The sequence below is a fragment of the Kluyvera sp. Awk 3 genome (assembly GCF_028069715.1).
Classification (GTDB): Bacteria; Pseudomonadota; Gammaproteobacteria; order Enterobacterales; family Enterobacteriaceae; genus Kluyvera; species Kluyvera georgiana_A.
Map to the genome: position 1 here is coordinate 38,433 of NZ_JANEWH010000022.1, position 8,261 is coordinate 46,693.

The window sequence follows — 8,261 nt, forward strand, 5'->3', positions numbered from 1 at the left end:
CCGGGTTTTTTGTGCGCAAAAAAAGCGGGCCACGGGGCCCGCAAACGTTCATGTTGGCTTTAGTTAGTCGAGTTTTGAGAGAAACTCAGAAATCCACGCGGCGACTTCAAAGGGTTAAACAAGGAACCGCGCTGTTTCTGTGGTCTATTATTAAACAGAATCCTTGATAGGGATAATCATTCATTGCTATTCTATCTATCGCCATGAACTATCGTGGCGATGGAGGATGAATAATGAATATTCGCGATCTTGAATACCTGGTGGCATTAGCTGAACACCGGCATTTCCGCCGGGCGGCAGATTCCTGCCACGTCAGCCAGCCAACCCTGAGCGGGCAGATTCGTAAACTGGAAGATGAACTGGGCGTTATGCTGCTGGAACGCACCAGCCGTAAGGTGCTGTTTACCCAGGCCGGGCTGCTGCTGGTGGACCAGGCGCGTACCGTGCTACGTGAGGTCAAAGTGCTGAAGGAGATGGCTAGCCAGCAGGGGGAGACGATGTCCGGCCCGTTGCATATCGGCCTGATCCCGACCGTTGGCCCGTACCTGCTGCCCCACATTATCCCAATGCTGCACCAGACGTTCCCGAAGTTGGAAATGTACCTGCACGAAGCGCAAACCCATCAGCTGCTGGCGCAGCTTGATAGCGGTAAGCTGGACTGCGCCATTCTGGCCCTGGTGAAAGAGAGCGAAGCCTTTATTGAGGTGCCGCTGTTTGACGAACCGATGATGCTGGCGATCTATGAAGATCACCCATGGGCTGAGCGCGATCGCGTGCCGATGTCGGATCTGGCCGGTGAGAAATTGCTGATGCTGGAAGACGGTCACTGCCTGCGCGATCAGGCGATGGGGTTCTGTTTTGAAGCCGGTGCGGATGAAGACACGCACTTCCGTGCGACCAGTCTGGAAACGCTGCGCAATATGGTGGCGGCGGGCAGTGGTATTACCTTACTGCCAGCGCTGGCCGTGCCGCATGAGCGTAAACGCGATGGTGTCGTTTACCTGCCATGCATTAAGCCGGAGCCGCGCCGCACCGTTGGGCTGGTCTATCGACCTGGATCGCCGCTGCGCAGCCGCTATGAGCAGCTGGCAGAGACCGTCCGTGAGGCGATGGACGGTCATTTCGACAAGACGTTAAAACAGGCGATTTAAGCCGTTTAGCGCCGCAACCCGATAGGCTTCCGCCATCGTCGGGTAGTTAAAGGTGGTGTTAACGAAGTACTCAATGGTGTTACCGCCACCTTTCTGCTCCATGATCGCCTGGCCGATGTGAATAATTTCGGCCGCGCGTTCGCCAAAGCAGTGAATGCCAAGGATCTCCTTCGTCTCCCGGTGGAACAGGATTTTCAGGCTCCCCACGCTCATCCCGACGATTTGCGCTCGCGCCAGGTGTTTAAACTGGGCGCGTCCGACCTCGTACGGCACCTTCATGGCGGTCAGTTGCTGTTCGGTTTTGCCAACAGAGCTGATTTCCGGAATGGTATAGATACCGGTCGGAATATCTTCAATCAGGTGTGCGGTGGCTTCACCTTTCATCAGCGCCTGGGCAGCAATACGTCCCTGATCGTAGGCAGCAGAGGCCAGGCTCGGATAACCGATTACGTCGCCGACGGCATAGACATGTGGCAGGGCGGTCTGGTACATGCTGTTCACTTTCAGCTGGCCGCGGCCATCGGCCTGTAGGCCAATATTTTCCAGCGACAGTGAGTCGGTGTTGCCGGTACGGCCGTTGGCAAACAGCAGGCAGTCGGCCTTGAGCTTTTTGCCGGACTTCAGGTGCATGATCACGCCGTCGTCCACGCCTTCAATCTTCTCGTACTCTTCGTTGTGGCGAATGACCACGCCGCTGTTCCAGAAGTGATAAGAAAGCGAGTCTGACATCTCCTGGTCGAGGAAGGCCAGCAGACGGTCGCGGGTGTTGATCAGGTCAACTTTCACGTCCATGCCACGGAAGATAGATGCGTATTCGCAGCCAATAACCCCGGCGCCGTAGATAATGACGTGGCGCGGTTCGTGGTGCAGACTCAGGATGGAATCGCTGTCGTAAATGCGCGGATGAGTGAAATCCACGTCGGCCGGACGATACGGGCGTGAACCGCAGGCGATCACGAATTTATCGGCGGTTAACGTTTCAACGGAGCCGTCCGGGCATTCCAGCGCGATGGTGTGTTCATCGACGAAACGGGCGTCTCCCTGCAGCATTTCACAGTGATTGCGCTCATAAAAACCCTGACGCATGCGAGTTTGCTGATTGATAACGCTATCGGCATGATTCAGGATGTCAGCAAAGGAAGAGCGGAGAAGTCGGCTGTGGTCGCTGTAGAGAGGGTTCTGGTTGAATTCGATAATACGGCTGACGGCATGGCGAAGAGCTTTGGACGGGATGGTACCCCAGTGGGTACAGCCGCCGCCGACATTATGATAACGCTCAATAACGGCGACACGGGCTCCTTGCTTCACCAGACCCATAGCAGCACCTTCGCCGCCGGGGCCGGAACCAATTACTATTGCATCATAATCGTAGGAATGTGGCATGGTAGGGCTTACCTGTTCTTATACATAAAAGCAACAGAATCATAACATCATCGAAGATATAACCCAATTATCGTTGGGCTTTTTTCATACGAAATAGCATAAATAGCATGTAAACAATCATTAACAAAGCGACGTAAGTCGATTCGTTTTAATCTCTGGTATAGTGCCAGCATGTCATGTGGAAGGATTCAGTTATCGTGATGGGTGTTAGAGCGCAACAAAAAGAAAAAACCCGGCGGTCGCTGGTCGAAGCGGCATTCAGTCAACTGAGTGCCGAACGTAGTTTTGCCAGCTTGAGCCTGCGCGAAGTCGCGCGTGAGGCGGGAATTGCGCCAACCTCCTTTTATCGCCATTTCCGTGATGTGGACGAGCTGGGGCTGACCATGGTCGACGAAAGCGGCCTGATGCTGCGTCAGCTGATGCGCCAGGCACGCCAGCGTATCGCCAAAGGCGGCAGCGTGATCCGCACTTCCGTCTCAACCTTTATGGAATTTATTGGTAACAACCCGAACGCCTTCCGCCTGCTGCTGCGTGAACGTTCCGGGACGTCTGCCGCCTTCCGTGCCGCGGTGGCGCGTGAAATTCAGCACTTCATTGCGGAACTTGCTGACTATCTGGAAATCGAAAACCATATGCCTCGTGCATTTACGGAAGCGCAGGCAGAGGCGATGGTGACAATCGTATTTAGCGCGGGAGCGGAGGCTCTGGATGTTAGCCTTGAGCAGCGCCGACAGCTGGAAGAACGGCTGGTGCTGCAGTTACGGATGATCTCCAAAGGCGCATACTACTGGTATCGCCGTGAACAAGAGAAGACGACACATCAGTCCGAATAAGGTGGTAAACGAGCAATGAAACAGTCAGGTCAAGAAAAGGGTACGCTGCTGCTGGCGCTGTTAGCTGGCTTATCGATTAACGGCACGTTTGCAGCCCTGTTTAGCTCCATTGTACCTTTCTCCATTTTTCCCATTATCTCGCTGGTGCTGACGGTCTATTGCCTGCATCAGCGCTACCAGAACCGCACGATGCCGGTAGGGCTGCCTGGCCTGGCGGCTGGCTGCTTTATCCTTGGCGTGTTGTTGTATAGCACCGTGGTGCGTGCGGAGTACCCGGATATCGGTTCTAACTTCTTCCCGGCGGTCCTGTCGGTAGCGATGGTCTTCTGGATTGGCGTGAAGTTGCGTAACCGCAGGCAGGAATCGTAATTATCGCCCAGGCCGGATGGCGCTACGCTTATCCGGCCTACCTTCAGTCTTACTTCTTCGTTAACAGCACGCCGCATTCCATATGATGGGTATACGGGAACTGGTCGAACAGCGCGAGGCGTGACACCTTGTGCGTCTGGCTCAACGTTTCCAGGTTCTGGCACAGCGTCTCCGGGTTACAGGAGATGTACAGAATGTTCGGATACGCCTGCACCATCTTCTCCGTTTCGCTATCCAGCCCGCTGCGCGGTGGGTCGACGAAAATCGTTTCGCATTGATAGCTTTTCAGATCAATGCCCTGCAAGCGGTTAAATTCCCGCACGCCGTTCATCGCCTGAGTGAATTCTTCCGCCGCCATGCGGATAATCTGCACGTTGTCGATCTGGTTGGCGGCAATGTTGTACTGCGCCGCCGCGACGGACGGCTTGGCGATTTCAGTGGCCAGCACCCGGTTGAAGTTACGCGCCAGCGCCAGCGAGAAATTGCCGTTGCCGCAGTACAGTTCCAGCAGGTCGCCCTGTGAATTGTTTGTGGCGTCCAGCGCCCACTCCAGCATCTGGATGTTCATGGCGGCGTTCGGCTGGGTAAAGCTGTTCTCAACCTGACGGTAGATCATCTCTTTGCCCGCCACCGGCAGGCGCTCATCGATATAATCTTGATCCAGCTCGATTTTGGTTTTCGTCGCGCGGCCAATCAGGTGCACATTCAACCCCTGGGCACGTAGCGCATCGCGCAGCGCTTCGGCCTGCTCGCTCCATGCGTCATCGAGCTTTTTATGATACAGCAGTGAGACGACCGCCTGATTGCTCAGCGTGGTGAGGTAGTCAATCTGGAAAAGCTTATGACGCAGGACGTGGTTCTCGCGCACGCCGTCGAGCATCGCGGTCATCAGCGTGTTAATCAGTTCGCTGGCGGCCGGGAAGGCGTCGACGCGGATGCGGCTTTTGGTCTGCTGGTCGAACATGATGTGGTACAGATCATCGCCGTCGTGCCAGATGCGAAATTCGGCGCGCATGCGGTAGTGGCTGACCGGCGAGCGGAACACCTCCGGCGCGGGTGCGCTAAACGGCGCCATCATCGTTTGCAGGCGAGTCACTTTCTCGGCGAGCTGTGCGTCGTACTGTTCGGTTGGGAGGTGTTCGGGGGTCATGATGCATCCTGAATAATAAAAGTACGCGGGGATTGTAGGGCCTGCTCAGGGGATGTCCAGTATCGATGCAGGTGAAAATCGTAAATAGCAGTCTGGACATCTATATGTAACTAAATGTAGCATTCGCGTACCGGTCCTGTGAGTTAAAAGGGAATCCAGTGTAAATCTGGGGCTGACGCGCAGCGGTAAGGATGGTGAGAGACGAGCGCACGAAGTGCAGACACTGCGGCTTGCCGTGGGAAGTCATCGTTTCTCTATTATAGCCTCCAAGCCCGAAGACCTGCCGGATGACGTCGCATGAGGTTTTATCGTCGCGAGCAACTGATAAAGCCTGCGGCATCCTTTTTCTGTTTCGGATGCTTTGAAAAATGATTAAAAAAGCTTCGCTGATGACGGCGTTATCCGTCACGGCTTTTTCCGGCTGGGCGCAGGACAGCAATTCAGACACGTTAGTGGTCACCGCTAATCGCTTCCAACAACCTGTGAATACTGTGCTGGCGCCGACCGATGTGGTCACGCGTGATGATATTCAGCGCTGGCAATCAAAAGACCTGAATGATGTGATGCGCCGACTTCCCGGCGTGGATATTTCGCAGACCGGCGGCATGGGTAACAGCAGCTCTCTTTATGTCCGTGGTACTGAGGGGCGTCATGTTCTGGTGCTGATTGACGGTGTGCCGATGGCGCGTGCGGGCATTTCCAACGGTATTGATATCAGCCAAATCCCCGTTTCACTGGTGCAGCGCGTGGAATATATTCGCGGACCGCGTTCAGCGGTTTATGGTTCCGGAGCCATCGGTGGTGTCGTCAATATCATTACTATGAGCGACAATGAACGCGCGCAGATTAACGCAGGCGTGGGGACCGATGGCTATCAAACCTACGACGGCGCGGTGAACAAACGCTTTGGCGACACGGTGGTGACCGCGGCGGGCGCTTACCAGACCACGAATGGCTTCAACGTTCAGCCAAACTCCCCTTACAGCGGCGACAGCGATCGCGACGGTTATCGTAATAAACTGTTCCTCGGCGGCGTGCAGCATAAGTTCGACGATAATTTCTCCGGCTTTTTCCGTGGTTATGGCTATACCGCCAACAGCGACTACGATCAGGGTTCATACGGCTATGCGGGTGGCAATGACGAAAGTCAGAGCTACAACCAATCCTGGGACACCGGCCTGCGCTACAATTCCGGTATCTACTCCTCTCAACTGATCGCCAACTACCAGCGTCTGAAGAATTACAACTACAGTAACGATCTCGGTCGCTATGCGGGTGACGCTACGCTGGATGATATGGAGCAGCGCTATATCCAGTGGGGTAATAACGTTGAAGTCGGGCACGGGGCGATTAGCGGCGGCGTGGACTGGAAGCAGGAGAAGCTGACGTCCAGCAGTACAACTCTCTCGGATACTTACAAACGTGATACCACCGGGCTGTACCTGACCGGGCAGCAGCAGATTGACGCGGTGACGTTGGAAGCGTCCGGACGTGAGGATCACGATGAGCAGTTCGGCTGGCACGGTACCTGGCAGACCGCCGCGGGCTGGGAGTTTGTCGATGGCTATCGCGCGACGCTTTCCTATGGCACGGGTTTCCTGGCGCCTTCGCTGGGCCAGCAGTTCGGCGCAACGCGCTTTGCCTCTTCTTATGGTCCCGGCATCGCCGCTAACCCAAACCTGAAACCGGAAGAGTCTAAGCAGTGGGAAACGGGTCTGGAGGGTTTAACCGGGCCGCTTGACTGGCGTCTCTCCGCCTACCGTTACGAAATCCAGAACCTGATTGACTACAAGAACAATCAGTATATCAACGTGAAGTCGGCCACCATTAAAGGTGTGGAGTGGACGGGCAACATCACTACCGGCCCGGTGGATCACCACCTGACGCTGCAATATGTCGACCCGCGCGATGACCAGACGGATAAAGTACTCTACCGCCGCGCCAAGCAGCAGGTGAAGTATGAATTGACCGGGCAAGTCGCCGACCTTGGCTGGAACGTCATGTACCAGTACCTCGGGGAGCGTTATGACAACGACTATGACAATGGTCGCGATGTCAAAATGGGTGGGGTTAGCCTCTGGGATATCGGATTGTCGTATCCGGTCACCTCACACCTGACAGTTCGTGGTAAAATAGCCAACCTGTTCGATAAAGATTACGAGACAGTTTATGGCTACCAAACTGCAGGACGGGAATACACCTTGTCTGGCAGCTACACCTTCTGAACCACGTCCCACCGTGCTGGTCTTTGACTCTGGCGTCGGTGGGCTGTCGGTCTATGATGAGATCCGGCATCTTCTGCCGGATCTCCATTACATCTACGCTTTCGATAACGTTGCGTTTCCCTATGGGGAGAAGAGCGAGGAATTTATCGTCGAGCGGGTCCTGGAAATCGTGACTGCGGTACAGCAGCGCTATCCGTTAGCGCTGGCGGTGATTGCCTGTAACACGGCGAGCACGGTATCGCTGCCTGCGCTGCGCGACAAATTCGCCTTCCCGGTTGTTGGCGTTGTACCGGCGATTAAACCGGCGGCACGGCTGTCGGCTAACCGTATTGTGGGGCTACTGGCCACTCGGGGAACGGTGAAACGTCCTTATACTCACGAGCTGATCGCGCGCTTTGCGAATGAATGCCGCATTGAGATGTTAGGTTCCGCCGAGCTGGTGGAGCTGGCAGAAGCAAAACTGCACGGAGAACCGGTCTCGCTGGAAGAGCTGCGTCGTATTCTGCGCCCATGGCTGCGGATGCCGGAGCCGCCGGACACCGTTGTGCTCGGTTGTACCCACTTCCCTCTATTACAAGAGGAGTTGCTGCAGGTGCTGCCAGAAGGAACGCGTCTGGTGGATTCCGGCGCGGCGATTGCACGGCGTACGGCCTGGTTGCTGGAACATGAAGCGCCGGATGCAAAATCGAGCGACGCGAATCTGGCTTATTGCATGGCCCTGACGGCAGAAACTGAACAACTTTTACCCGTTTTACAGCGTTATGGCTTTGAAACGCTCGAAAAACTACCTGTTTCAGCCTGATTTGTTCAAAAAAGAGGCGGTTGAAAAGTTTTTTTAAAACAGGGCTTGTCAACGTCTCAGAACTCCCTATAATGCGCCTCCACTGACACGGAACAACGGATTATAAGCCGCCGGGTCAGGGAGGTTCTCCTGAGAATCTCGACAGAGAAAAGCGAAATAAACGCTTGACTCTGAAGCGGGAAAGCGTAATATGCACATCCCGCGCCGCTGAGAAAAGCGAAGCGGCACTGCTCTTTAACAATTTATCAGACAATCTGTGTGGGCACTCGAAGATACGGATTCTTAACGTCGCAAGACGAAAAATGAATACCAAGTCTCTGAGTGAACACGTAATTCATTACGAAGTTT

Annotated in this window: 7 protein-coding genes and 1 riboswitch; of the genes, 5 read left to right on the forward strand and 2 right to left on the reverse strand. The window is 55.0% G+C overall.

All coding sequences use genetic code 11. The features are described 5' to 3' along the window. The first annotated feature begins 233 nt into the window (after positions 1 to 233). Complete coding sequence (gene oxyR, locus NNN71_RS07135) at positions 234 to 1,151, forward strand: DNA-binding transcriptional regulator OxyR (RefSeq protein ID WP_249022514.1); 918 nt, start codon at positions 234 to 236, stop codon at positions 1,149 to 1,151. Here the strand turns inward: oxyR and sthA are convergent. Continuing rightward, a complete protein-coding gene (sthA, locus tag NNN71_RS07140) occupies positions 1,134 to 2,534 on the reverse strand; it encodes a Si-specific NAD(P)(+) transhydrogenase (protein ID WP_064540302.1) in 1,401 nt (466 codons plus the stop codon). The two genes, oxyR and sthA, sit on opposite strands and share 18 nt — an antisense overlap. Before the next feature lie 197 nt (positions 2,535 to 2,731). Between sthA and fabR the strand changes: the two genes are divergently transcribed. Both fabR and NNN71_RS07150 read left to right on the forward strand, forming a co-directional pair. Further along, the gene (gene fabR, locus NNN71_RS07145; protein ID WP_064540299.1) at positions 2,732 to 3,367 is read left to right on the forward strand and encodes an HTH-type transcriptional repressor FabR; all 636 of its coding nucleotides are present in this window, start codon (positions 2,732 to 2,734) and stop codon (positions 3,365 to 3,367) included. Positions 3,368 to 3,382: 15 nt separating this feature from the next. Beyond that, positions 3,383 to 3,736 (forward strand): YijD family membrane protein, encoded by a 354-nt coding sequence (locus NNN71_RS07150; RefSeq protein ID WP_163448616.1) that lies wholly within the window; start codon positions 3,383 to 3,385, stop codon positions 3,734 to 3,736. 49 nt (positions 3,737 to 3,785) lie between these two features. On the opposite strand, the gene trmA is transcribed toward NNN71_RS07150, so the two are convergent. Next, the gene (gene trmA, locus NNN71_RS07155) at positions 3,786 to 4,886 is read right to left on the reverse strand and encodes a tRNA (uridine(54)-C5)-methyltransferase TrmA (RefSeq protein ID WP_271458189.1); all 1,101 of its coding nucleotides are present in this window, start codon (positions 4,884 to 4,886) and stop codon (positions 3,786 to 3,788) included. Positions 4,887 to 5,000: 114 nt separating this feature from the next. Then, positions 5,001 to 5,188, forward strand: a riboswitch (cobalamin riboswitch). A 66-nt stretch (positions 5,189 to 5,254) separates the two neighbouring features. Between trmA and btuB the strand changes: the two genes are divergently transcribed. Continuing rightward, a complete protein-coding gene (gene btuB / locus NNN71_RS07160) occupies positions 5,255 to 7,111 on the forward strand; it encodes a TonB-dependent vitamin B12 receptor BtuB (RefSeq protein WP_271458190.1) in 1,857 nt (618 codons plus the stop codon). After that, a complete protein-coding gene (gene murI, locus NNN71_RS07165) occupies positions 7,056 to 7,913 on the forward strand; it encodes a glutamate racemase (protein ID WP_271458191.1) in 858 nt (285 codons plus the stop codon). Before btuB ends, murI begins: the two co-directional genes overlap by 56 nt. The last annotated feature ends 348 nt before the right edge of the window (positions 7,914 to 8,261 follow it).

Coding starts and splice junctions, on each gene's coding strand:
- oxyR (WP_249022514.1), top strand. CDS start 234: ATGAATATTCGCGATCTTGAATACCTGGTGGCATTAGCTGAACACCGG.
- sthA (WP_064540302.1), bottom strand. CDS start 2,534: ATGCCACATTCCTACGATTATGATGCAATAGTAATTGGTTCCGGCCCC.
- NNN71_RS07150 (WP_163448616.1), top strand. CDS start 3,383: ATGAAACAGTCAGGTCAAGAAAAGGGTACGCTGCTGCTGGCGCTGTTA.
- trmA (WP_271458189.1), bottom strand. CDS start 4,886: ATGACCCCCGAACACCTCCCAACCGAACAGTACGACGCACAGCTCGCC.
- btuB (WP_271458190.1), top strand. CDS start 5,255: ATGATTAAAAAAGCTTCGCTGATGACGGCGTTATCCGTCACGGCTTTT.
- murI (WP_271458191.1), top strand. CDS start 7,056: ATGGCTACCAAACTGCAGGACGGGAATACACCTTGTCTGGCAGCTACA.